Here is a 24,790-nt window from a genome sequence, read left to right as displayed (position 1 = left end):
GCTTCTGCTCACTCAAAGACGCACTTGTCCTTCGTATACACGCACTGCCGGGCCGGTCATCAGCACCGGATGGCCGGGGCCTGCCCATTCAATGGACAGACGCCCGCCGGGCAGGTCGATCAACAGCGGCGAATCCATCCACCCCTGGCTGATAGCCGCGACAGCCGCGGCACAAGCGCCGGTACCGCAGGCCTGGGTCTCCCCGGCGCCGCGTTCCCAGACGCGCAATTGCGCGCGGTGGCGGTCGATGACCTGGATGAAACCGACGTTGACCCGTGCCGGAAAGCGCGGATGGTGTTCGATTTTCGGTCCCAGTTCATGCACCGGTGCGGTATTGATGTCCTGCACGCGCAGCACCGCATGGGGGTTACCCATCGACACGGCGGCCAGTTCGACCGTGGTGCCGTCGACTTCCAGCTGATAGCTGGACGCCTGCGCCGGTGCGTCGAACGGAATGTCCGCCGGCACCAGGCGTGGTGCGCCCATGTTCACGCCGATCTGGCCGTCGTTACGCACATCCAGCTCGATGATGCCGCCCTTGGTCTCGACGCGAATTTGCCGTTTGGCGGTCAGGCGTTTGTCGAGCACGAAGCGCGCGAAGCAGCGCGCACCGTTGCCGCACTGTTCCACTTCCGAGCCATCGGAGTTGAAGATCCGATAACGGAAATCCACGTCCGGGTTGCTCGGCGCTTCGACAATCAGCAACTGGTCGAAACCGATACCGGTGTGCCGGTCGCCCCATTGCTTGGCGTGCTTGGGCTGAATATGCGCGTGCTGGCTGACCAGGTCGAGAACCATGAAGTCATTGCCCAGGCCGTGCATTTTGGTAAAACGCAGCAGCATGGGTTACTCCGGCAGCAGGCTTTCGCCGGCAAACAGCTCAGCCACGGTTTCGCGGCGGCGCACTTCCAAAACCTGATCACCGTCTACCAGCACTTCAGCGGCACGGCCGCGGGTGTTGTAGTTGGAACTCATCACGAAGCCATAGGCACCGGCCGAATGCACGGCCAGCAGGTCGCCTTCTTCCAGCGCCAGCTCACGATCCTTGGCGAGGAAATCGCCGGTTTCGCAGATCGGGCCGACGATGTCGTATTTGCGCGCAGCGGAGTCACGCGGTTTGACGGCGGTGACGTCCATCCAGGCCTGATACAGCGCCGGGCGGATCAGATCGTTCATCGCCGCGTCGACGATGGCGAAATCCTTGTGTTCGGTGTGCTTGAGGTATTCGACCTGGGTCAGCAGCACGCCGGCGTTGGCGACGATGAAGCGGCCCGGCTCGAACACCAATGCCAGATCACGACCATTCAAACGCTCGCGCACAGCCTTGATGTAGTCGCCGGCCAGTGGCGGCTCTTCATCGCGATAACGCACGCCCAGGCCGCCACCGAGATCGATGTGGCGCAGGTGGATGCCGCAATCGCCGAGGCGATCGACCAGATCGAGCAGACGGTCGAGGGCATCGAGGAACGGTGGCAGGCTGGTCAGTTGCGAGCCGATGTGGCAGTCGACACCGATCACTTCCAGGTTCGGCAGGTGCGCCGCACGCACGTACACGTCTTCGGCGTCGGCAATGGCGATGCCGAACTTGTTCTCTTTGAGACCAGTGGAAATGTACGGGTGGGTGCCGGCATCGACGTCCGGGTTGACGCGCAACGAGATCGGCGCGCGAACGCCCAGTTCGGCAGCCACCACTTGCAGGCGCTCCAGCTCGTCGGTGGATTCGACGTTGAAGCAGTGCACGCCGACTTCCAGGGCGCGACGCATGTCGTCACGGGTCTTGCCGACGCCGGAGAAGACGATCTTGTCGGCACTGCCGCCAGCGGCCAGCACACGCTCCAGTTCGCCACGGGAAACGATGTCGAAACCGGCGCCGAGACGGGCCAGGACATTCAGCACGCCGAGGTTGGAGTTGGCCTTGACCGCGTAGCAGACCAGGTGCGGCATGCCGGCCAGCGCATCGGCGTAGGCCAGATACTGGGCTTCGATGTGCGCACGCGAGTAGACATAGGTGGGCGTGCCGAAGCGGTCGGCGATGGCGGACAGCGCCACACCTTCCGCGAACAGCTCCCCGCCACGGTAGTTAAAAGCGTCCATGGCGATCCCTTATTGGTAAACGTCGTGCTTGTGTGCTTTGGACGGCTGCTTTTGCGAAGACTGGGCTTGCTCGGCCGGGTCCTGATCGTCATCCGGCAGGTACAGCGGGCCTTTTTGACCACAGGCCGAAACGAGGCAGGCAACCGCGACGAGCGCAGCAAGGGAAGAGATCAGGCGCTTCATGGCGAAATCCTTGAAAATGCGTTAATTGCGCCGGAGTATACCGGCCACCCGGCAGCTTGCCTATGCGAGGGGGTTCCCGTCCGGCGGGGCTCTCTGGATACTGGCAATTCCTGCGGGAGCGCTGGATGGGAAATGGTGCTTGGTCGTTAATCTTTGCAATCGGCCGGCAGCGTCCGTATCTTGCGGCGCTTGAGCCTGACCCGACATTTTTTGAGGTTGCCACAATGAGTTTGTCCGAAGCGCGTTTCCACGATCTGGTCGATGCCACCCAGCAGGCGTTGGAAGAGTTGCTGGAGGATCATGCCGACGATATCGAGATCACGGCCGGCATGATGACCATCAAGTTCGATAACGGCAGCCAGTTGATCATCAGTCGCCAGGAGCCGCTGCGTCAGCTGTGGCTGGCGGCGCGTTCCGGTGGATTCCATTTCGACTACGACGAAGAGTCGGGCAAATGGAGCTGCGAGAAGTCTGAAGAACTGCTCGGTGAAGTACTGGCTCGTTGCGTTCAGGACCAGACCGGCCTCGAGCTGGACTTCGAAGAGATCTGATCGTGACCGAGGTTGCCCCACGCCCACCCAAGCCGCTCTACAGCAACGTCAGCCCGGCGGTGCCGTCACCGTGCAGCGGCGTGTGCCGGCTGGATGAGCAGAAGGTTTGCCTTGGCTGCTTCCGCCATGTCGAAGACATTCGTGAATGGCGTTCGGCGGACGATCAACGCCGCCGGGTGATTGTTGCCCAGGCCGCCAGGCGCAGAACCACCTCCCTGTAGGAGCTGCCGCAGGCTGCGATCTTTTGATCTTGCTCCTTTAAAAGCAAAGATCGCAGCCTGCGGCAGCTCCTACAGGGTTAGCGGGGTGCCGGGTGGGTGGCTTGTATATTTTTTGAGCTGTGATAGTGTCCGAACACGCCTCAACCCATCGAGGCCTGGTGAAAACCCCGTCTTTTTTGGCGGGGTTTTGCTTTTTTTGTGTGCAGAAGAAAGGAGTCTGCCCGGATCATGACCGCACCTTCCATCACCCTTACCCGTCTGGACGTACAACGTCTGGAGCGCCTGATCGACAACCTGAACGAGAAAGACCAGGCTGCGCCGGGCGTGATCGCGCTGCAAACCGAACTGGACCGCGCCGATACACTGGTCGGCCACGATGAAGTGCCCGCTGATGTCGTGACGATGAATTCACGCGTGCACTGCCGCGAAGAAGGCAGCGGCAAGGATTATCACCTGACGCTGGTCTATCCCAAGGATGCCAATGCTGACGAAGGCAAGATCTCGATCCTCGCACCGGTCGGCAGCGCGCTGCTGGGCCTGAAGGTCGGTCAGCACATCGACTGGCCCGCGCCGGGTGGCAAGACCCTGAAACTGACTTTGCTGGAAGTCGAGTCGCAACCGGCCAACGGCGGTGATTTCCGCGAGTGACCCCGCCTCAGATCTGTTCGAGCGCCTCGTTCAGGGCGCGCTCCAGGTCGGCCTTGTAGCGCAAATACAGATTGCTTGAACTCTGCCCGTCACCAAGCAGGCCCGAGAGGTCCAGGTCGGTGATGTAGCAGCGATAGCGCTCGGTTTCGCGGCGCTGTTCGACGATCTCCCGGGCGACCACGCTAAACAGCTGGTCGCCATGTTCGAGCTCGCTGAATTCTCGTTGATTGCAATACAGGGTGACCTGCACTTCGCCCGGTGCGGCTTTGCCAATGATTGCCTGCACATCGTAGAACGGTTTGTTCACCGGGGTTTGCGGCGCCGGCCGTGCTTCGACCCGGCGCGCGCGCCCCGGGCCTGAAGGCAATAACTGGTAATACAAGGTTTCGAGGCTGATCGCCCGGCTGCCGTCCATCGGCAACAGTGCTTCTCGCCGGTACTGGATCGATTGCAGGAATCGCTGCAGCGGCACCAGCAGGCTCTGTTCGTCGTGGTACGGCAGATGCTGTTGCCACAGCGCGTTGAACTCATCCAGCACGTACAACTCGGCCTGTTGTTCGGTAATCCGGTAGAACACCTGAATCGCCTCCGGCTGGCCCATGGGCAGAATCAGCGCGAGGTCATGATCCTCCAGCGCCATCGGATCCAGGTGCAGCGGGCTATAGCGCGGCTGTTCTTCACCCAGATAATCGAGCAGCGCCGGCAGGGTGGCGAGCGCGACATGATTGACCTGGCCCGGCACCAGTTCCAGCACGTGATAGTGCTGTTGCACCTGAATCAGGTAGCGGTGGTTGAGCTCGCTGAGCAGCAGAGTCTGCGCAGTATCGATGACTTCTTCGACGCGCCGGGCAATGAACTGTGCGCGGTTGTGGCAGAAGCAGCGCACTTTCAATGACGGCTGCTGCGGGCCGCGCGGCAGGTTGTTGAGGTAGTCGCGCAGGCAGTCGAGAAATGCGTGGGGACCGTCGAAGCGGTTGACCAGCACTTCGTTCCAGCTGTTGAGCGTGACCTGATCGAGGGTCAATACAAGGTTTTCGCGCACCCCGGCGTAACTCAACGAATCGGTGCGCTCGGTGGTCATCAGGATGTTCAGGTCGCGATGATGCTTGAGCGGGTCGACACCGACGTTGACCAGTATCAGCACCTCGCTCGGCACCGCGGCGCGCAGCAGCGGCTCTTCTGCAACGGTTGGCAGGGGCAGGGCGATGCACTGCTGCAGGCTGCCGAGCAGGTTGAACAACTCGAACTCGCTCATGTCGCTGGTGCCGGGATGAAGGGCCAGGCGCGTGCTGCTGTCGATCACGCCGTTGCGATGGCACCAGGTCAGCAGCTCGAGCAACTCGCGGCTGCGCTTGATCGGCGCAAAGTGCTCCCATTCCAGGGCGTTCAGGCTGCCGTTGTACAAGCCCCACTGGGTTTGCCCGGGCTCTTTCTTGTTCGGCGACTGCACCAGGGTCAAGGTGTCTTCGGCGAGGTCCGGGGCGATGCCGGGATTGATGAATTCGACCTTGTCGGCCTTGCGCTCGAACGCGGCGTACAGGCGACGGCCAAGCACGTTCAGGTCGCGCTTGTTGATCAGGCTGACGGTCTGTTCGCTGGGGCAACGGTCAGGAGCGGTAGCTGTAATTCAGCTCATTGACCAGGGCGCGGCGTTCAGCGCTGACCTGGCGGACTTTCCACTGGCTGCGGCTGTCGAGCAAGGCCAGTTGGCGCTGATCCCAATGCCATTCGTGCGCCAGGCGCTCCAGCAGCGAGCGCTGCCAGCTCTGGGTGCGGCTGCTGCCAGTGAGCTTGCGGTTGACCTTGAGGTACAACGCGCGTCGTACCAGCTCCAGCCGCTCCGGCTCGTTGCGGGCGGTCAGGTACTCTTCGATGCGTCGGTACACGACCATGTACGGATCCAGCTCATCCAGATCCAGTTGATTGGCAAACACGGCCTGCTTGTAACGCAGGCTCAAGCACTGCACTTTCGGGTGTTCGCTGGCGTAGACCTCGGTCAGCAACAATTTGAGTACCGATTTGTAGGGCGACTCAATGCCCTTGAACAGTTGCCACAGGCCGGCGCCGATGAACTCGCCCGGCGGAATCGTCGCCAAATGCCCGAGATCCAGCGTCTCGTCGGCGCGGATGAAGCGCTTGGACAGCAAAGTGTGGGTGTACAAGTCGTACGCACTTTCTTCGTAGACCGGCACCAGCCACCAGATCGGCGTGCGTCCGCCCAGCCAGATCGCGGTGCGATAAAACTCGTCCAGCAGCAGATAGTGCTGAGTGCTGCCGCAATTTTCGGAGCTGAGCTGGCTGTCGCGTTCGCCTGTGACGAAACGCACCGGGTCGATCAGAAAGAAGTGCGCCTCGGCGCCCTGGGTCGCGGCCCAGGCTTCGAGCAGCTGGCATTTTTTGCGCAGCTCGGCGATCTCGCTTTCGCCCAGATCCGGCGCATGGCAGACCCACACGTCCATGTCGCTCTGATCGGCCTGGGCCAGGGTGCCGAGGCTGCCCATCAGGAACAGCCCGTGAATCGGCCGTGGCGGGTTGCTGCCGTGGCGTGGTTTGTAGGAGAACGAGCGAGTCAGGCGTTGTGCTTCGGCGAGGGCGATGGCGTCCGGTTCATAGTTGGACAGCCCGGCTGGCGTGCTGCCGGAAACATAGCCCGGCAGCAGCGGATGATTGACGTGGAAGAACAGCGGCAGCAGGGTCAGCACGCCTTGCTGGCGGGTCGACAGCCCTTCGAGTGCCCGGCCAAGGCGACCTTCATTGAGCTTGAGAAAACGCGCGCGCAGCTGGCTGAGTACCTTGCGGTCGATGCCTTCGTCCAGATCGGGGCGGATTTCATGGGTGCGCGTCATGTCAGCTCAAACCGGCTCGTGGGCTCGGACGAAGAGGGTCTCGGAATGGGAGGCAGTTTAGCCTTTGCACGGCGGGACTTTTAAGCTGAATTTGTTTTTTGACGTCAGATTTTTAGCGCGAGGGCCGGGCAGGCCCGCGGAAATCCCGTGGCAGGAGTTCCCGTGGGCAAAGAAGGGGGATCAGGCGGTTTCCTGCTCTCTCAGAATGGTCAGCACGGTTTGCACATTTTGCGCGGCATCGCGACCCAGGCTGGTCAGATACCCGCCATCGGGCTGGTCGGTGAGTTCTTTTTCGAAGAGGCGTTTGGCGGCGGCAATGTGTTTCGGGGCAGCGGTCTGATGAATTTTCAAACCTTCCTGGGAACTGTCCAGGTTGAAGAGTGCGAGGACTTCCAGTTCGGCAACCAACTCAGGGGTAAGCGACATAAGGACTCCAGACTTTCTAGGAATTGGACGACAGCGTCCCTAAGGTGAACCCGCTTTTGCGGCATGTCCAGTGCTCAGATCAGGGATTTTGTCTTGAGGCGGATTCCAGTGTAGTCGGGGCCGGAGAGATGGCTGGATGGATGGGTGACAAATTGTGTGGGAGTGAGCCTGCTCGCGAAAGCGGTGTGTCATATAGCGTTGTTTTTGCTGATACACGGCATTCGCGAGCAGGCTCGCTCCCACAAGGGGATATGTTTTGCTTACTGCTTTTCCGCTGGCAGCTCGGGCAGCGCACGCAGTGCGGTTTCATACCACTCGGTATCGAACGCGCGGTCTTCGTCGAGCATCGCGTCAATCTCATAGGCCAGCACGTGCGCCATCAGATTGAGGATCTCTTCGCGCTCGACACCCACCAGGGTCAACTTGTTGAAGGTCGCCTTGGCGGCTGGCGGGTTGTCGCTTTCGATCTGGTTCTCGATGGCTTCGATCAACGTCGCCTCGGTGAACTCTTCTTCGTCGTTGTCGATGTCTGTCGGCTCGCTCATGGCAGGCTCCTCAAGGAAAGGCGCCAGTTTACCCGCATTCAGCGGCGTGATGCTGCTGGCAGGATCGTGACGGGCGATCTATAAACAGTGCCTGCCCACCCCGCACGGCCTGGAGGCTATGTGATGTTCAAGCTCTATGGATTCGCTGTCAGCAACTACTACAACATGGTCAAACTGGCACTGCTGGAAAAAGGCCTGGCGTTCGAAGAAGTCACCTTCTACCCGACGCAGACCCCGGAGTCGCTGGCGATCAGCCCGCGGCAAAGTGCCGGTACTCGGTGTCGATGCCGGATTTATTAACGAAACCGCGATCATCCTCGAATACCTTGAGCAGACCCAGAAAGGTACGCCGCTGCTGCCGAGCGATCCATTCGAGCGAGCGCAGGTGTTGGCGATTGCCAAGGAAATCGAGCTGTACATCGAGCTGCCGGGTCGCGCCTGTTATGGCGAGGCGTTCTTCGGCGCGACGGTGCCGGACGCGATCAAGGAGAAAACCAAAGCCGAGCTGTTGCTGGGTTTTGCGGCACTGGGCCGACACGGCAAGTTCGCGCCGTACGTGGCGGGCGACAGCCTGAGCATTGCGGATCTGTACTTTCTGTACAGCGTGCCGCTGGCCTGTGCGGTCGGGCAAAAACTGTTCGGGATCGATTGGCTGGCGGAGATGCCGAAAGCCAAGGCGCTGCTGGAGCAGCTTGAGCAGAATCCGCATGTGCAGAAGATTGCTGCGGACAAAGAGGCGGCGATGCCGGCGTTTTTGGCGATGATCGCTGCCAAGAAGTGATATTGCGGCGTTTGTAAATAGGTAATCGCTGGCAAGCCAGCTCCCACAGGTCTTTGGGTCGAACACAAAATCGTGTTCCAACAGAGAACCCTGTGGGAGCGGGCTTGCCCGCGATGCTTTTAGCGGCTTGCGATCAACGTCTGACCGCGAACCACCGCCGCCTGACCTTCTGCGCCGGCGCAGTCCCGCCGATGTGGTCACGGGCATTCACCGAGCCTTCCAGCGTCAGTACGGCAAACACGTCCTGCTCGATCTGGTCGCTGAACTGGCGCAGTTCCTCCAGGCTCATCTCGGCCAGATCCTTGCCGGTATCCACACCGTATTTCACCGCGTGACCGACGATTTCGTGGCAATCACGGAACGGCAGGCCACGGCGTACCAGGTAGTCCGCCAGGTCGGTGGCGGTGGAGAAACCGCGCAGGGCCGCTTCACGCATGATCGCGTGTTTCGGCTTGATCGCCGGGATCATGTCGGCAAAGGCGCGCAGCGAATCGCGCAGGGTGTCGGCGGCGTCGAACAGCGGTTCCTTGTCTTCCTGATTGTCCTTGTTGTAGGCCAATGGCTGGCCTTTCATCAGGGTCAGCAGGCCCATCAGCGCCGAATACCCGGCCGGTCTTGCCGCGTACCAGCTCCGGCACGTCCGGGTTTTTCTTTTGCGGCATGATCGAGCTGCCGGTGCAGAAACGATCCGGCAGATCGATGAACTGGAATTGCGCGCTGGTCCACAGCACCAGCTCTTCGGAGAAGCGCGACAGGTGCATCATCGCGATGCTCGCGGCCGAGCAGAATTCGATGGCGAAGTCGCGATCGGAAACGTTGTCCAGCGAGTTACCGCCGACGGCATCGAAACCCAGCAGTTGCGCGGTGTATTCGCGGTCGATCGGGTAGGTGGTGCCGGCCAGCGCAGCGCTGCCCAGCGGCATGCGGTTGGTGCGCTTGCGGCAGTCGACCAGACGCTCGTAGTCGCGGCTGAGCATTTCGAACCAGGCCAGCATGTGGTGGCCGAAGGTCACCGGTTGTTGCGGTCTGCAGGTGAGTGAAGCCGGGCATGATGCTCGCCGCTTCACGGTCGGCCTGCTCCAGCAGGCCTTTTTGCAGGCGAGTGATTTCGGCCAGGATCAGGTCGATTTCGTCACGCAGCCACAGGCGGATGTCGGTGGCGACCTGATCGTTACGGCTGCGCCCGGTGTGCAGTTTCTTGCCGGTGATGCCGATGCGGTCAGTCAGGCGCGCTTCGATGTTCATGTGCACGTCTTCGAGGTCGACGCGCCAGTCGAACTGGCCGGCCTCGATTTCGCCCTGGATGGTCTGCAGGCCATCGATGATGCTGTCGCGCTCGGCATCCGTCAGCACGCCGACCTTGGCCAGCATGGTGGCGTGGGCGATCGAGCCCATGATGTCGTGGCGATACAGGCGCTGGTCGAAAGTGACGGAGGCGGTGAGCGGGCGACGAAGGCGTCGACGGGTTCACTGAAGCGGCCGCCCCAGGACTGATTGGTCTTGTCAGTGCTCATGAATTCGCTCGTATCGGCTTGGAGAAAGAAGGCGTGAAACGCTGGCGCGGATAATAACAGGGTTGCCAATCCTGTCGCTGACACCGGTCGATACGTTTTTTTCTCATCTGCTCGTTCATAGTCGGCGCTGTCTGCAAGGGATTTGCGCAAGGATATTTTTCGATTGAGCAATATCGGCCCGGCAAGCGTCTACAGTTGGACATAAGGGTCGGCGCGACTGCAGATCGCGCTAAGGTCTGGACGCCGACTATAAGAAGAGGGGGTGGGTGGATTTGTCCTTTGGCATACCCCGTGAAAAACGCAGAAAACAGCGGGCTTTGAGCAGTACGACCCGACACTGGCAGAGGTGTGACTGACACTCCCTTTTCGCGAGCAGGCTCGCTCCCACAGGGGAAATATGTTCAGCAGTAAATTTCAGGCACAAAAAAGCGCGTATCAAACGCGGCTTTTTCTTGGACGTAACGCTTACACGTTGAAGCGGAAGTGCATCACGTCACCGTCCTTGACGATGTAGTCCTTGCCTTCCAGGCGCCATTTACCGGCTTCCTTGGCACCGGCTTCGCCCTTGTACTGGATGAAGTCGTTGTAAGCGATGACTTCGGCGCGGATGAAGCCTTTTTCGAAGTCGGTGTGGATCACGCCGGCAGCTTGGGGTGCGGTGGCACCGACGCGGACGGTCCAGGCGCGGACTTCTTCGACGCCGGCGGTGAAGTAGGTCTGCAGGTGCAGCATTTCGTAGCCGGCACGGATCACGCGGTTCAGGCCAGGCTCTTCCAGGCCCAGCGCCTCGAGGAACATGTCCTTCTCTTCGCCGTCTTCGAGCTCGGCGATTTCCGCTTCGATCTTGTTGCACACCGGAACCACCATGGCGCCTTCTTCTTCGGCGATGGCCTTGACCACGTCCAGGTGCGGGTTGTTCTCGAAACCGTCTTCAGCGACGTTGGCGATGTACATGACCGGTTTGGTGTCAGCAGGTGGAAACCCTTGATGATCGCCTTCTCGTCGGCGCTCATGTTCTTCATCAGGCTGCGCGCAGGCTTGCCTTCGGTGAAGTGAGGGATCAATTGCTCCAGCAGGGCTTTCTGAGCCACTGCGTCCTTGTCACCACCCTTGGCATTGCGCGCGACTTTCTGCAGTTGCTTCTCGCAGCTGTCGAGGTCGGCGAAGATCAGTTCCAGGTCGATGATTTCGATGTCGCGCTTCGGGTTGACGCTGTTGGACACGTGGATCACGTTGTCGTCTTCGAAGCAGCGCACCACGTGAGCGATGGCGTCGGTTTCACGGATGTTGGCCAGGAACTTGTTGCCCAGACCTTCACCTTTCGAGGCGCCGGCTACCAGGCCTGCGATGTCGACGAATTCCATGGTGGTCGGCAGGATGCGCTTCGGATTGACGATGGCCGCCAGAGCGTCCAGACGCGGATCCGGCATCGGCACGATGCCGCTGTTCGGCTCGATGGTGCAGAAGGGGAAGTTCTCGGCCGCGATACCGGATTTGGTCAGGGCGTTGAACAGGGTGGACTTGCCGACGTTAGGCAGGCCGACGATGCCGCAATTGAATCCCATGGTGTTTCCCCTCGGATTAGAGTCAGGCCTTCTGGCTGTGCAGGTTTTTCATCGCGCGGTTCCATTCACCGGCGAGGATATCCGGCAGCACGCCGAGGGCAAAGTCGATGCTGGCATCGAGTTTTTCCTGTTCGGCGCGTGGCGCACGACCCAGGACGAAATTTGAAACCATACTGGCAACGCCCGGGTGGCCGATGCCAAGCCGCAGGCGGTAGAAACGTATTCTGATTGCCCAGTTGCGCGATGATGTCGCGCAACCCGTTGTGACCGCCATGGCCGCCGCCTGCTTGAGCTTGGCGACGCCCGGAGGCAGATCGAGTTCGTCGTGCGCCACCAGGATTTCTTCAGGCTTGATGCGGAAGAAACCGGCGAGTGCCGCCACGGCCTGGCCGCTGCGGTTCATGTAGGTGGTGGGAATCAGCAGGCGAACATCCTGACCCTGATGCGAGTAGCGCCCGGTCAGGCCAAAATATTTGCGATCGGCCACAAGGTTCACACCTTGCGCGGCAGCGATGCGCTCAACAAAAAGGGCCCCTGCGTTATGCCGGGTCTGTTCGTATTCGGCGCCTGGATTTCCCAGGCCAACGATCAGTTTGATGGCAGTCACGATAGGGGCCCTTCCTTGGAGTGGTGGTTGACATCGCCGCGATCAGTGAAGGCGGCGAAAGTGGACGAAAATTGCTCATTTACCATGAATGTAAACTCCGCGTTCCCGCCCGCTTTCTCGCTACGTTCCAGTCCGCGATGTTTCACTCACTCCGACGAACAGAGTGAAATTACTCTGCTGCGCCTTCTTCGGTAGCTTCTGGAGCAAACACGTGGAGCGTGGACGTTGGCTACTGCCTTGTCATCGCCGTGTGCCAGAGCAACGAACTCGACACCTTTAGGAGCTTTGAGGTCCGACAGGGTGAACGATGGTGCCGATTTCAGCGTTAGCCAGGTCGACTTCGATGAACTCAGGCAGGTCTTTTGGCAGGCAGGAAACTTCGATCTCGGCAACAACGTGCGAGATTTCGCCGCCTTTCTTCACTGGAGCAGCTTCGTTGATGAAGTGCACAGGAACGATAGCGGTCAGTTTCTGGCCAGCGACAACGCGTACGAAGTCAGCGTGCATCACGTGGCCTTTGGCCGGGTGACGTTGCAGTGCCTTGATCACGACGTTTTGTTTCTTGCCACCAACGTTCAGCTCGATGATGTGGCTGTAAGCCGCTTCGTTTTCGAGCAGTTTGGCAACTTCTTTGGCCAGCATGCTGATGGATTCAGGGGCTTTGTCGCCACCGTAAACAACAGCTGGAACCAGAGCGGCGAGACGACGCAGGCGGCGGCTCGCACCTTTCCCCAGGTCGGAACGCACTTCAGCATTCAGAGTAAAATCGTTCATTTTGTATCTCCAAAATAGCCATGACCGAGCGGCGTTTGCGACCAGCGCCAAACACGGTATGGCAAAAAAGCCCCGCCCGACAGGAATGCCGGGGCGGGGCGCTTTTCGTCAACGAGACATTTCGAGAAGGGCAGGGCCCTTAACGGAACATCGCGCTGATCGATTCTTCATTGCTGATGCGGCGAACCGCTTCGGCAACAACCGGTGCGATATCCAGTTGACGGATACGTGCACAGGCTTGTGCTGCAGCGGACAGCGGGATGGTGTTAGTCACCACCAGCTCGTCCAGCACGGAATTTTCGATATTCTCGATGGCCCGACCCGACAGCACAGGGTGTGTGCAGTAGGCAAAGACCTTGGCTGCGCCATGCTCTTTCAAGGCCTTGGCCGCGTGGCACAGAGTGCCGGCGGTATCGACCATGTCATCGACCAGAATGCAGGTACGCCCTTCGACATCACCGATGATATGCATCACTTCAGAGTGATTGGCTTTCTCACGGCGTTTGTCGATGATCCCGAGATCCACGCCCAGGGATTTGGCAACGGCACGTGCACGCACGACGCCACCAATGTCCGGGGACACGATCATCAGGTTTTCGAAGCGCTGATCTTCAATGTCATCCACCAGAACCGGGGAGCCGTAGATGTTATCTACCGGAATATCGAAGAAGCCCTGAATCTGGTCAGCATGCAGATCAACCGTGAGCACACGGTCGATGCCGACTACGGTAAGCATGTCAGCAACGACTTTCGCGCTGATAGCCACACGTGCGGAACGCGGACGGCGATGACGGCATAACCAAAATAAGGAATAACAGCAGTGATACGAGTAGCCGAGGAGCGGCGGAAGGCATCAGCCATCACGACCAGTTCCATCAGGTTATCGTTGGTCGGGGCGCAAGTCGGCTGAATAATGAAAACGTCTTTACCGCGAACGTTTTCATTGATCTCGGCAGTGATTTCGCCGTCGGAAAAACTTGCCGACAGAGATGTCACCGAGAGGGATATGCAGCTGACGTACAACACGCCGAGCCAGATCGGGGTTAGCGTTCCCCGTAAAGACCATCATCTTGGACACGCGCAGTACCTAGAGGCTGAGGGTAACCTGGATGAGTATAGAAAATGGCAGGGGCGGCTGGATTCGAACCAACGCATGGCAGGATCAAAACCTGCTGCCTTACCGCTTGGCGACGCCCTGTATCTGTTGCTTCAAGTGCCTGGCACTTGATTCCTTTTAGAGCAGACTTTGCAGCTTGCGATGCAACATCGAAACGTTGCTTCCTTTTGCTACAAACCCTGTAAGGGTCTCTGTAAGAAGGGCCGAGACTTTATCAGCTTCAGCTTTGCTTGGGAAGCCCCCAAACACACAACTTCCAGTTCCGGTGAGTTTTGCTTCGGTAAATTACCTAACAAATCCAATGCGTTACGTACCTCTGGATAACGCCTTGCAACCACCGGCAAGCAGTCATTTCGACTGTTTCCCTCGGGAACGGGGCGCACTTTAATGGGCGGCGTGTTACGTGTCAACAAAGGATCGGAAAAATTTCTGCCGTACTTACAGAGACTTGCGGCACGAGCACCAGATACCACGGTTCTTCGGGTTCGACCGGGGTCAGTTTTCGCCCACGCCTTCGGCAAATGCCGCGTGGCCACGGACGAAAACCGGCACGTCAGCGCCGAGCGACAGGCCCAGTGCGCGAGGCGATCCTCATCCCAGCCCAGTTGCCACAGGTGATTGAGACCGAGCAGGGTAGTGGCCGCGTTCGAGCTGCCGCCACCGATGCCGCCACCCATCGGCAGCACCTTGTCGATCCAGATGTCGATGCCCAGTGGGCAGCCGGACTGTTGCTGAAGCATTTTCGCCGCGCGCACGATCAGGTTGCTGTCGTGGGGCACGCCAGCGAATTCGGTGTGCAGCTGTATCACGCCGTCGTCGCGCACGGCGAAGGTGATTTCGTCGCCGTAATCGACAAACTGAAACAGCGTCTGCAGTTCGTGATAACCGTCTGCACGGCGCCCGAGAATGTGCAGCATCAGATTGAGCTTGGCCGGCGACGGCAGCGTCAGACGTGGAGCGGTCATGGGTTATTGCCCCAATTTACGCGGTTGCCAGGTCTTGATCACCAGCGTCACGTCCAGATCGGTGCCATGCAGTTTGATCCGCTCGGGCAGCCAGTAACCGTTCTGCTCGGCGTAGCTGAGGTACTCGACCTTCCAGCCGTCCTGTTCCAGATTGGCCAGGCGACTGTCGTTATCCAGGGTCAGACGGCTTTTGCTGCTGGGTGCCGGCAAGCCACGGACCCACCAGGCCAGATTCGACACGGGCAGCTTCCAGCCCAGTTGCTCTTCGAGCAGCGCTTCCGGTGACTCGGCGTCATAGCGGCCCTGATTGGCGACTTCCAGCGAGACCTTGCCCGGACGCCCGGTCAGACGCGCCGCGCCACGACCCAGCGGGCCGGACAGACGAATGTCGTAATAGTCCTGGCGTTGCAGCCAGAACAGCGTGCCGCTACCGGAATCTTTCGGTGCGCGGATGCCGATCTTGCCGTCGATCTGCCAGCCGTCAAGGCCGGTCAGCTGTTGTTTGTTTGCGGTCCACTGAGCCGGACTGCCGTGGCCCTCGACCGACTCGCGAGCACCGAAGCCCGCGCAACCGGCGAGCAGGGCGATGAAACTGAAAATAATAACGTGGCGCAAAAACATGAGTTAAAGAGTCTCGGATCCGGTCAGGCGCTTGATGGTGCTGCGCAGGATGGTGCTGTCGGGCTGATCCTTGAGGAATTTGCCCCAGACTTGTTTGGCTTCGCGCTGATTGCCCTTGACCCCAGGACTTCGCCCAGGTGCGCGGCGACTTCGTGGTCCGGGAAGCGCTCGAGCGCCTGACGCAGATACTTCTCGGCGTCGTCCAGATTGCCCATGCGGAAATTCACCCAGCCAAGGCTGTCGAGTACCGCCGGGTCTTCCGGATTGATCTGCGCCTGTTCGATCAGGGCTTTGGCTTCGGCATAGCGGGTAGTGCGATCGGACAGGGTGTAGCCCAGCGCATTGAGCGCCATGGCGTTGTCCGGGTCGCGCTTGATGATCAGGCGCAGGTCTTTTCCATCTGCGCCAGGTCATTGCGCTTTTCCGCGAGCATGGCGCGGGTGTAGAGCAGATTCAGATCGTCCGGGTATTGCAGCAGCGCTTGCTGCAGGACCTTCCAGGCCTTGTCGTCCTGTTTGTTGGCCGACAGGGTTTCGGATTCGATCAAATACAGCTGGATTGCGTAATCCGGCTGGGCATCGCGCTCGGCCGCCAGTTTGCTCTGGGCTTCGGCGGTCTTGCCGTTGTTCATCAGAATGTCCGCCTGACGCAGTTGCGCCGGCAGATAGTCATTGCCCGGGCCGACCTGGGCGTATTCGATCAGCGCGCCCTGTGGATCGTTGCGCTCTTCAGCGATGCGGCCGAGGTTCAGGTGTGCCGAATCGACGTGGCTTTCCCGGGCGATCAGGTCTTCCAGGTAGCCCTTGGCCTCGTCCCAGGCCTTGGCTTCCAGGCAGACCAATGCCAGCGAGTAACGCAGTTCGTCATCTTCCGGGTATTGCTGAACCAGGGTGGAGAACTCGACTTTGGCGTCGTCCATCCGGTCCTGTTCGACCAGGGTGCGCGCATACGTCAGGCGCAGGCGCTTGTCGTCCGGGTATTGCTTGATGCTTTTGCGCAGCAGTGGCAATGCTTCGTCGCCACGATTCAGGGTTTGCAGCAGGCGCGCGCGCAACAGGATCGGAGCAATCTCGCCTTCTTCCGGGGGGTTGTCTTCGAGCAGGGTCAGTGCGGCTTTATTGTCGCCGTCCTGTTGCAGCAACAGGGCCTTGCCGAAAATCAGCTGACTGTTCTTCGGGTGGCGCTGCAGCAGACGGTCGAAACTTTTCATCAAACCGTTGCGGGTTTCCTGATCGGTGTCGGCCGCCGACAGTGCGAGGAAGTCGAAATGAGTGTCGCCCTTGCCCTGCAGAACTTTCTCCATGTAGACCATGGAGTCGTCGTAACGCCCGGCGCGTGCCAGCTGCACGGCAGCGGCGCGCTGCGCTTCGAGGTCGTCCGGGGCGTTTTTGCCCAGATCAGCGCGGTATCCAGCGCAGGCTGGTCGGCACCGAGGTATTCGGCGATGCGGAACGCGCGCTCGGAAACCCCCGGATCCTGGGTGTTGATCGCCTGGGTCACGTAGTTGTCCAGGGCAATGTCGAAACGATTGCGCTGGCCGGCGAGTTCGGCGCTCAGCAGGCTGAAGACGGTTTCCTCGCTGAACGAGCTGTAAACCTTGGGTTTTTCAGGCGCGGGCGTGGTGTCTTCGACCGGCGGGGTACCGTCCGGCGAAACGGGTGCCATGGCCTGGCAGCCGCTGAGGAAGACAAAAGCAAGGAGCAACGCGGAAGATCTATTCATATAGGAGAAGGACGACTAACTGCGGTCGGATCATCATGACACAAGCCTTCGGTCAAACATAACCGAGTCTCGAATGTGGCCTTTATAGTGGCCGACAATTGGGACAATAGTCAGCGGTAGTGTTCTGAATCTGACGAAGTAGGACAATTGCCGGCTTCACGTCACCATCAGCGACCTTGAATGGCCTTCCTTGCACTCGGTATTAACCACAAGACTGCTTCAGTAGACGTCCGCGAGCGCGTGGCCTTTACCCCTGAGCAGCTGGTTGAGGCCTTGCAGCAGCTCTGCCGACTCACCGACAGCCGCGAAGCTGCGATCCTCTCCACCTGCAATCGCAGTGAGCTTTATATAGAACAGGATCAGATTTCCGCTGATCTGGTTCTGCGCTGGCTGGCGGATTATCACCATTTAAGCCTCGATGAGCTGCGCGCGAGCGCTTATGTGCACGAAGATGATGCGGCAGTTCGTCACATGATGCGCGTCGCCTCCGGGCTCGACTCGCTGGTGCTGGGCGAACCGCAGATTCTCGGCCAGATGAAATCGGCCTACGCCGTGGCGCGTGAGGCGGGCACCATCGGCCCGCTGCTGGGGCGGCTGTTTCAAGCGACGTTCAACGCCGCCAAGCAAGTCCGTACCGACACCGCCATCGGCGAAAACCCGGTGTCCGTGGCGTTTGCCGCCGTCAGCCTGGCCAAACAGATTTTCAGTGATTTGCAGCGCAGCCAGGCCCTGTTGATCGGCGCCGGCGAGACCATCACGCTGGTCGCCCGCCATTTGCACGAGCTGGGGGTCAAGCGCATCGTGGTGGCCAACCGTACGCTGGAACGCGCCAGCCTGCTGGCCGAGCAGTTCGGCGCGCATGCGGTGCTGCTCTCGGACATTCCGGCAGAACTGGTGCGCAGCGATATCGTGATCAGTTCGACCGCCAGCCAGTTGCCGATCCTCGGTAAAGGCGCCGTCGAAAGCGCGCTGAAGCAGCGCAAGCACAAGCCGATCTTCATGGTCGACATCGCCGTACCCCGCGACATCGAGCCGGAAGTCGGCGAACTCGACGACGTTTACCTGTACAGCGTCGACGATCTGCACGAAGTGGTCGCCGAGAACCTCAAGAGTCGGCAGGGCGCAGCCCAGGCGGCGGAAGAGATGGTTTCGGTCGGCGCCGACGATTTCATGGTGCGTCTGCGCGAACTGGCGGCGGTCGATGTGCTCAAGGCTTATCGGCAACAGAGCGAACGCCTGCGCGACGAGGAGCTGCAAAAGGCCCTGCGTCTGCTGGCCAACGGCGGCAACGCCGAAGAGGTGCTCGGGCAACTGGCCCGTGGCCTGACCAATAAACTGCTGCATGCGCCCAGCGTGCAGTTGAAAAAGCTTTCTGCCGAAGGCCGCCTCGATGCGCTGGCCATGGCCCAGGAACTCTTCGCCCTCGAGGGCTCACCGGATAGTTTTTCGGATAAAAAACCGCAATGAAAGCGTCACTGCTCAACAAGCTGGACACCCTCCAGGACCGTTTCGAGGAACTGACCGCGCTGCTCGGCGACGGCGAAGTCATTGCCGATCAGGCCAAATTCCGCGCTTATTCCAAGGAATACGCCGAACTCGAGCCGGTGGTACAAGGCTATAAAAAGCTGCTCGGCGTACAAAGTGATCTTGAAGGCGCCCAGGCGCTGCTCAAGGACAGCGACCCGGACATGCGTGAAATGGCCGTGGAGGAAGTCCGCGAAGCCAAGGAATTGCTGATCAGACTGGAAGATGATCTGCAGCGCATGTTGCTGCCCAAGGATCCCAATGACGGGCGTAACGTCTTTCTCGAAATTCGCGCCGGTACCGGTGGCGACGAAGCGGCGATCTTCTCCGGCGATCTGTTTCGCATGTACTCGCGTTACGCCGAACGGCGTGGCTGGCGCGTGGAGATCCTTTCGGAAAACGAAGGCGAGCACGGTGGCTATAAAGAAGTCATCGCCCGCATTGAAGGCGACAACGTTTACGGCAAGCTGAAATTCGAGTCCGGCGCGCACCGCGTACAGCGTGTACCCGCCACCGAGTCCCAGGGCCGTATCCACACCTCGGCCTGCACCGTGGCGGTGTTGCCCGAGCCGGACGAGCGGGAAGCCATCGAGATCAACCCGGCGGATCTGCGTGTCGACACTTACCGCTCCTCCGGGGCCGGTGGTCAGCACGTCAACACCACCGACTCGGCGATCCGCATCACGCACATACCGACCGGCACCGTCGTCGAGTGCCAGGAAGAACGTTCCCAGCACAAGAACCGCGCGCGGGCGATGGCCTGGCTGTCGGCCAAGCTCAACGACCAGCAGACCGCCGCAGCGGCCAATGCGATTGCCAGCGAGCGTAAGCTGCTGGTCGGTTCCGGCGACCGTTCCGAGCGTATTCGTACTTACAACTTTGCTCAGGGCCGGGTCACCGACCATCGCGTCAACCTGACCCTGTACTCCCTGGATGAAATTCTCGCCGGTGGCGTTGAAGCGGTGATCGAGCCTTTGCTGGCCGAATACCAGGCCGACCAGCTTGCAGCGATAGGTGAATAAATGACCATCATTGCCAGTCTGTTGCGTGCCGCCGAACTGCCGGATTCGCCGACGGCGCGTCTGGATGCCGAATTGCTCCTGGCGGCGGCACTGGGCAAGCCGCGCAGCTTCCTCCACACCTGGCCTGAGCGCATCGTGCCCAGCGAAGCGGCGCTGCTCTTCGCCGAGTATCTGCAGCGACGTCGCGGCGGTGAGCCGGTGGCCTATATTCTTGGTCAGCAGGGGTTCTGGAAACTCGATCTGGAAGTTGCACCGCACACGCTGATTCCGCGCCCGGACACCGAATTGCTGGTCGAAGCCGCGCTGGAGTTGCTGGCGGCGACGCCGGCGAAAGTGCTCGATCTGGGCACCGGCAGCGGCGCGATTGCCTTGGCCCTGGCCAGCGAACGTCCGGCTTGGCAAGTCACGGCGGTGGATCGTGTGCTGGAAGCCGTGGCCCTGGCCGAACGCAACCGCCAGCGCTTGAGCCTGAATAACGCCACGGTGCTGAGCAGCCATTGGTTCAGCGCCCTTCAAGGCCAGCGCTTCGATCTGATCATCAGCAACCCGCCCTACATCGCCGCTGCCGACCCGCATCTGGTCGAGGGCGACGTGCGCTTCGAACCGGCCAGTGCGCTGGTGGCCGGTGTCGACGGGCTCGACGATCTGCGCCTGATCGTCGCCCAGGCCCCGGATCATCTGGAAGCCGGCGGCTGGCTGATGCTCGAACACGGCTATGATCAAGCCGAGGCCGTGCGTGATCTCCTGCTCACTCGCGGTTTTGAACAAGTCCACAGCCGCACCGATCTGGGCGGCCATCAACGGATCAGCCTGGGGCGCCTGCCGTGCTGAATGATCAGGAATTGCTGCGCTATAGCCGGCAGATTCTGCTGCAACACATCGACATCGATGGGCAACTGAAGCTCAAAGACAGCCGCGTGCTGATCGTCGGCCTCGGCGGCCTCGGTGCGCCGGTCGCGCTGTATCTGGCGGCGGCCGGTGTCGGTGAGTTGCATCTGGCGGATTTCGACACGGTCGACCTGACCAATCTGCAGCGCCAGATCATTCATGACACCGACAGTGTCGGCATGAGCAAGGTCGACTCGGCGCTCAAGCGCCTCGGCGCGATCAACCCCGAGATTCAATTGGTGCCGCACCGTCTGGCGCTGGACGAGGACTCCCTTGCCGCTGCCGTGTCGGCGGTGGATCTGGTACTCGACTGTTCCGACAATTTCTCCACCCGCGAAGCGGTCAACGCCGCGTGCGTGGCCGCGCGCAAGCCGTTGGTCAGCGGCGCGGCGATTCGTCTGGAAGGGCAGTTGGCGGTGTTCGACCCGCGTCGCCCGGAAAGTCCGTGTTATCACTGCCTGTACGGGCATGGCAGCGAAGCCGAACTGACGTGCAGCGAGGCCGGTGTGGTCGGGCCACTGGTGGGCCTGGTCGGCAGTCTTCAGGCGCTCGAAGCCTTGAAAGTGCTGGTCGGTTTCGGCGAACCACTGGTAGGCCGCTTGCTGCTGATCGATGCCTTGGGTTCGCGCTTTCGTGAGCTGCGGGTCAAGCGCGATCCGGGCTGCAGCGTCTGCGGATCGCACGATGCGTGAGGCACCGATCGCGGTGTTCGATTCCGGTGTCGGCGGCTTGTCGGTACTGGCCGAAGTCCAGCGGTTGCTGCCCCATGAGTCACTGCTGTACTTCGCCGATTGCGGGCACATTCCCTACGGCGAGAAATCCCCTGAGTTCATCCGCCAGCGCTGCAAGGTGATGGCCGGTTTTTTCCGCGAGCAGGGCGCCAAGGCCTTGGTGATTGCCTGCAACACCGCGACGGTGGCCGCTGTTGCCGATCTGCGCCGGGATTTCCCCGAGTGGCCGATTGTCGGCATGGAGCCCGCGGTCAAACCTGCTGCTGCCGCGACCCGTAGCGGTGTGGTTGGCGTACTTGCCACCACCGGCACGTTGCAGAGCGCCAAGTTCGCCGCGTTGCTTGATCGTTTCGCTACCGACGTTCGCGTCATCACCCAGCCGTGCCCCGGTCTGGTCGAGCTGATTGAAAGCGGCGATCTGCATAGCGCCGAGCTGCGCGCATTGCTCCAGCACTATGTCGAGCCGCTGCTGGCCAATGGTTGCGACACGATCATCCTCGGCTGCACCCACTATCCGTTTCTCAAACCGATGCTCAAGTCGATGCTCCCCGAAAGCATCAGCCTGATCGACACCGGTGCCGCCGTCGCCCGCCAGTTGCAGCGGCTGCTGGCCGAGCGCGGGTTGCTCGCCTACGGACCGAACCAGCCAGTCAGATTCTGGACCAGCGCGGATCCGGCGTCCTTTCGCAAAATCCTGCCCCTGTTGGGCCAAGCCGCCGGCGACGTCGAAAAATTCACCTTGTAAAAAAAATGTGAAATATCTAAAAAGTCAGCTGAACTTCTGCTCAAGCGCTGATTTCTATACCGCTGGGTTTACTAAAAAACCAAACGATCGTTCCGGAAAAGGAAGTTTCAAAGTGAAGCGACTATTCTGCTTGGCCGCGATTGCGGCTGCACTGATGGGGCAAAGTATTACCGCACAAGCGGCAGGCGTTGAGTTTGCAGTGGGTGCGACCAGCGATTCGACAATGACGTATCGCCTCGGCATGAATTTCGATTGGGACAAGAGCTGGCTGCAAAGTGACGTCGGTCGCCTGACCGGTTACTGGAGCGGTGCCTACACGTATTGGGAGGGTGACAAGACTTCCAGCAACAACAGCCTGTCGTTCTCGCCGGTGTTCGTTTACGAGTTTGCCGGTCAGTCGGTCAAGCCGTATGTTGAAGCGGGCATTGGTGTCGCAGCGTTCTCCAACACCAAATATGAAAGCAACAACATCGGCGGCTCTTTGCAGTTCGAAGACCGCATCGGTTTTGGCCTGCGCTTCAATGGCGGGCATGAAGTCGGGATCCGTGCGACGCACTATTCCAACGCCGGCCTGGCCAGCAGCAACGACGGTGTAGAAAGCTACGCGCTGCATTACACGATGCCGCTGTCGGAGGCGGTGCCAAATAACGTCTCGGCGGGGTCTCACCATGCGCAGAAACGCGAGAAACCGACCGGCGTAGTTGCTGAATGAACTGCTCCCCCCATAGATGGCGAGAAGGCGCTCGACTTCCAACGCGATGCCAGCGATTTCGGAAGCGACATTAGGATCGCTCTTCGCATCAACGAATACACGCCGCTCAAGGCCGTAGAAGAACAGGAATACATAGCCGATATTGGCATGAGGTGCTTTCCGTCCACTGGACAGCCATTGCAAGTAGGCGCGCCGCGCCTCGGGTGAAATCGAGTCGTAACTGGCCCAGTAGCCAGTCAGCCTCTCGGCGATGTCGATAACACCACGCGAAACCTTGAGTTTGGGGTTGATCAAAGACGGCTCGGGTGCAGCATAACGATCAACTCGCCCTGTACCGACATAGATCATGCCGCCAGGAATCTTTTCTCCGGCTACCTCTACGAATTCACCGGCCGGAATCCATCGGACATTTTCATCCATCAGTGTCACCGGCGCACTCGGCAGGCGATATGAGGATGGTGTCGAGACCTCGAGGGTGACCGTGAAAAATTCTGAGTCCGCTCGCCGCCTGACTTTCTCCTCCACAGCAGGTGCCAGTTCCCGAGTGTTGCCTGTATGGGCCTGATCTTGGATTTCGACCTCGTCCAGAGAGAACACTAGGACCCGATTCGGATCAGCCTCTACCGCTCTAGGCCGATTTGTCGAAGATGGAGGGCGGTGCTGTTGATGTGTCACCGCGGGCGGGGTTCTGGACGAGTTGCTGTAGGCCTTTACAATCAGCCATATACCGAAGCTGATCACCCCGACTCCAGCAAGAGCAATCCAGGCTTCTTTGGGGATGGAGGCAATCGCTCCCAAGAAACAAAACTCCAAGGATAGCTACCCCGGAAATTTCAGATTTGTTTCTTCGCTTCCGTGCCATCAGATCTGACTGCCCCTCTAAGTCCATACTGGCTTATTGTCAGTATCTGCAATTTGAGCTGATCAGCCAATCTCTTTGATCCTCGGGATATGGCCTCGTGAATCACTTTTGCCTGCGATTTCAGTTCGCGTTCTGGTACCAAGTCGTTTGGAGCCCTCAATGTGAGTCATTTTTGAGGCGCTCAGCAAGCACTGGACTACCCCCGATCCGGTAGCGGCCTATGCTTGGACTACCCCCGCCCCGGTAGACATCCCCGGCCTATGCTTTGAGCATAGGAGAAAGTCTATGAGCACCCAACGATTCACCCCAGAAGTCAAGGCTGAAGCCGTCAGGTAAGTGACCGAGCGAGGCCTGCCCGTTGCCGATATAGCCGCTCCTCTGGGCATGTCGGCACATAGCCCTCAGCCAGTCGACTGCATGCGGTGCTGGGCCTCAGCCTCAATGACAGTGAACACTCCCGGCCTTGTTATCCATATGACAACACTGCCCTGGCGGTGAGCTTTTGCGGCATCCACCTCCGTGCTCGACAATCTCCGTTCCGTTTCGTGACATACCATGGCTAGAGGAACTGACCGCCAGAGAAGGGAGGTTGATGGCAAACAGTAGAGCAAAACCAATAGCCAAACGCTTCATGGGCGACCTCATAATGCCATCATTGCTGATAAGCCAAGAGAGCACGGAATCGCACCATGATCCATCGAAATAGTCACTTCGAGTGACCGACGGTGTCTGAGAAAAATCCGTCAGAAGTCTTTGCCATGCATATCGCCAACATAGGGAAGCATCACGATGAATATCAGGGAACGTCTTTTTCTTGAGGTCGATGCAACTGCCAGAAGCCATGGCTTATCAGGTTTCAACCGCTTCATCTGCATACTGATTATCGGCGCGGTGCTGCTGGCAGTATTGGAAACCGAGCAGCCTATAGCCGAAACCTACCATCAGATGTTCAGTGCAGTAGAGTGGTTGCTGTTTGGGGTTTTTCTGATCGAGTATTGCTTGAGGGTCTACATCGCTCCGATGAATCCCTGTTCTCGGGCAAATATGGCCGGCTCAAATACATTTTCAGCGTCTGGTCGATCATTGATCTCATTGCTCTACTACCTTGCTGCTGACTGTATTCGAC

At 59.8% G+C, this 24,790-nt stretch carries 15 protein-coding genes, 1 tRNA gene and 10 pseudogenes; 10 read left to right on the top strand and 16 right to left on the bottom strand.

The annotated features are described in order from the left end of the window. Positions 1–12: 12 nt before the first annotated feature. From dapF to GTQ41_RS27060, 3 genes are read right to left on the bottom strand one after another with little or no spacing between them, the layout of a single operon-like run. Entirely contained in the window at positions 13–843 is an 831-nt protein-coding gene (dapF, locus tag GTQ41_RS27070; protein ID WP_041071988.1) for a diaminopimelate epimerase, read from the bottom strand. A 3-nt stretch (positions 844–846) separates the two neighbouring features. Next, entirely contained in the window at positions 847–2,094 is a 1,248-nt protein-coding gene (gene lysA / locus GTQ41_RS27065) for a diaminopimelate decarboxylase (RefSeq protein WP_047297260.1), read from the bottom strand. Positions 2,095–2,103: 9 nt separating this feature from the next. Further along, positions 2,104–2,277: a lipoprotein gene (locus tag GTQ41_RS27060; RefSeq protein ID WP_007911098.1), complete on the bottom strand. Its 174-nt coding sequence runs from the start codon at positions 2,275–2,277 to the stop codon at positions 2,104–2,106. Positions 2,278–2,501: 224 nt separating this feature from the next. Between GTQ41_RS27060 and cyaY the strand changes: the two genes are divergently transcribed. The 3 genes from cyaY to rnk all read left to right on the top strand — a co-directional run bounded on the left by cyaY (position 2,502) and on the right by rnk (position 3,697). Continuing rightward, the gene (gene cyaY, locus GTQ41_RS27055; RefSeq protein ID WP_041071991.1) at positions 2,502–2,828 is read left to right on the top strand and encodes an iron donor protein CyaY; all 327 of its coding nucleotides are present in this window, start codon (positions 2,502–2,504) and stop codon (positions 2,826–2,828) included. Positions 2,829–2,830: 2 nt separating this feature from the next. Then, positions 2,831–3,049: a DUF1289 domain-containing protein gene (locus GTQ41_RS27050; RefSeq protein ID WP_047297259.1), complete on the top strand. Its 219-nt coding sequence runs from the start codon at positions 2,831–2,833 to the stop codon at positions 3,047–3,049. A 228-nt stretch (positions 3,050–3,277) separates the two neighbouring features. After that, positions 3,278–3,697 carry a nucleoside diphosphate kinase regulator gene (rnk, locus tag GTQ41_RS27045; protein WP_041071993.1) on the top strand — a complete coding sequence of 140 codons (420 nt, stop codon included), beginning with the start codon at positions 3,278–3,280 and terminating at the stop codon, positions 3,695–3,697. 7 nt (positions 3,698–3,704) lie between these two features. Here rnk and GTQ41_RS27040 read toward each other — a convergent pair. From GTQ41_RS27040 to GTQ41_RS27030, 3 genes and pseudogenes are all read right to left on the bottom strand, one after another. Continuing rightward, positions 3,705–6,543, bottom strand: a pseudogene (locus GTQ41_RS27040) (class I adenylate cyclase). 180 nt (positions 6,544–6,723) lie between these two features. Then, on the bottom strand, positions 6,724–6,969 hold the full coding sequence (locus GTQ41_RS27035) for a TIGR02647 family protein (RefSeq protein ID WP_003229392.1): 246 nt from the start codon (positions 6,967–6,969) through the stop codon (positions 6,724–6,726). Positions 6,970–7,229: 260 nt separating this feature from the next. Further along, a complete protein-coding gene (locus GTQ41_RS27030) occupies positions 7,230–7,514 on the bottom strand; it encodes a hypothetical protein (RefSeq protein WP_047297257.1) in 285 nt (94 codons plus the stop codon). Positions 7,515–7,637: 123 nt separating this feature from the next. Here GTQ41_RS27030 and GTQ41_RS27025 point away from each other — a divergent pair. Further along, positions 7,638–8,295 (top strand): annotated as a pseudogene (locus GTQ41_RS27025) (glutathione S-transferase family protein). Positions 8,296–8,414: 119 nt separating this feature from the next. On the opposite strand, the pseudogene argH reads toward GTQ41_RS27025, so the two are convergent. The 9 genes and pseudogenes from argH to GTQ41_RS26980 form a co-directional block, all read right to left on the bottom strand. Beyond that, positions 8,415–9,809: pseudogene (gene argH, locus GTQ41_RS27020) on the bottom strand (argininosuccinate lyase). Between the two features lie 465 nt (positions 9,810–10,274). After that, positions 10,275–11,374 (bottom strand): annotated as a pseudogene (gene ychF / locus GTQ41_RS27015) (redox-regulated ATPase YchF). Between the two features lie 22 nt (positions 11,375–11,396). Next, the gene (pth, locus tag GTQ41_RS27010; RefSeq protein WP_254369341.1) at positions 11,397–11,981 is read right to left on the bottom strand and encodes an aminoacyl-tRNA hydrolase; all 585 of its coding nucleotides are present in this window, start codon (positions 11,979–11,981) and stop codon (positions 11,397–11,399) included. A gap of 146 nt (positions 11,982–12,127) precedes the next feature. Then, positions 12,128–12,755 (bottom strand): annotated as a pseudogene (locus tag GTQ41_RS27005) (50S ribosomal protein L25/general stress protein Ctc). Positions 12,756–12,894: 139 nt separating this feature from the next. Beyond that, positions 12,895–13,833, bottom strand: a pseudogene (locus GTQ41_RS27000) (ribose-phosphate pyrophosphokinase). Positions 13,834–13,878: 45 nt separating this feature from the next. Next, positions 13,879–13,953: transfer RNA gene (locus GTQ41_RS26995), tRNA-Gln, on the bottom strand. A gap of 36 nt (positions 13,954–13,989) precedes the next feature. Next, a pseudogene (gene ispE, locus GTQ41_RS26990) lies at positions 13,990–14,837 on the bottom strand (4-(cytidine 5'-diphospho)-2-C-methyl-D-erythritol kinase). 3 nt (positions 14,838–14,840) lie between these two features. Next, the gene (gene lolB, locus GTQ41_RS26985; protein ID WP_047296510.1) at positions 14,841–15,458 is read right to left on the bottom strand and encodes a lipoprotein insertase outer membrane protein LolB; all 618 of its coding nucleotides are present in this window, start codon (positions 15,456–15,458) and stop codon (positions 14,841–14,843) included. Positions 15,459–15,461: 3 nt separating this feature from the next. After that, positions 15,462–17,180: pseudogene (locus GTQ41_RS26980) on the bottom strand (tetratricopeptide repeat protein). Between the two features lie 180 nt (positions 17,181–17,360). On the opposite strand from GTQ41_RS26980, the gene hemA reads away from it, so the two are divergent. From hemA to GTQ41_RS26950, 6 genes and pseudogenes are all read left to right on the top strand, one after another. Next, positions 17,361–18,647, top strand: coding sequence for a glutamyl-tRNA reductase (gene hemA, locus GTQ41_RS26975; protein WP_041072472.1), 1,287 nt, complete (start codon positions 17,361–17,363; stop codon positions 18,645–18,647). Continuing rightward, positions 18,644–19,726, top strand: coding sequence for a peptide chain release factor 1 (prfA, locus tag GTQ41_RS26970; RefSeq protein ID WP_027612234.1), 1,083 nt, complete (start codon positions 18,644–18,646; stop codon positions 19,724–19,726). Before hemA ends, prfA begins: the two co-directional genes overlap by 4 nt. Then, positions 19,727–20,557 (top strand): peptide chain release factor N(5)-glutamine methyltransferase, encoded by an 831-nt coding sequence (gene prmC / locus GTQ41_RS26965; RefSeq protein WP_047296505.1) that lies wholly within the window; start codon positions 19,727–19,729, stop codon positions 20,555–20,557. Then, positions 20,551–21,306: a molybdopterin-synthase adenylyltransferase MoeB gene (locus tag GTQ41_RS26960; RefSeq protein WP_047296503.1), complete on the top strand. Its 756-nt coding sequence runs from the start codon at positions 20,551–20,553 to the stop codon at positions 21,304–21,306. Before prmC ends, GTQ41_RS26960 begins: the two co-directional genes overlap by 7 nt. Continuing rightward, positions 21,299–22,090: a glutamate racemase gene (gene murI, locus GTQ41_RS26955; RefSeq protein ID WP_047296502.1), complete on the top strand. Its 792-nt coding sequence runs from the start codon at positions 21,299–21,301 to the stop codon at positions 22,088–22,090. The genes GTQ41_RS26960 and murI overlap by 8 nt, the downstream gene beginning before the upstream one ends. A gap of 112 nt (positions 22,091–22,202) precedes the next feature. Beyond that, a pseudogene (locus GTQ41_RS26950) lies at positions 22,203–22,718 on the top strand (acyloxyacyl hydrolase); the annotation flags it as partial. A gap of 3 nt (positions 22,719–22,721) precedes the next feature. Here GTQ41_RS26950 and GTQ41_RS28735 read toward each other — a convergent pair. Further along, positions 22,722–23,150 (bottom strand): annotated as a pseudogene (locus tag GTQ41_RS28735) (TerB N-terminal domain-containing protein); the annotation flags it as partial. Positions 23,151–24,790: the final 1,640 nt, after the last annotated feature.

This window comes from Pseudomonas sp. AN-B15, from assembly GCF_019056475.1.
Classification (GTDB): Bacteria; Pseudomonadota; Gammaproteobacteria; order Pseudomonadales; family Pseudomonadaceae; genus Aquipseudomonas; species Aquipseudomonas parakoreensis.
The sequence above is the reverse complement of the archived record's forward strand: the minus strand, read 5'-3'. Positions and strand labels throughout refer to the sequence as shown.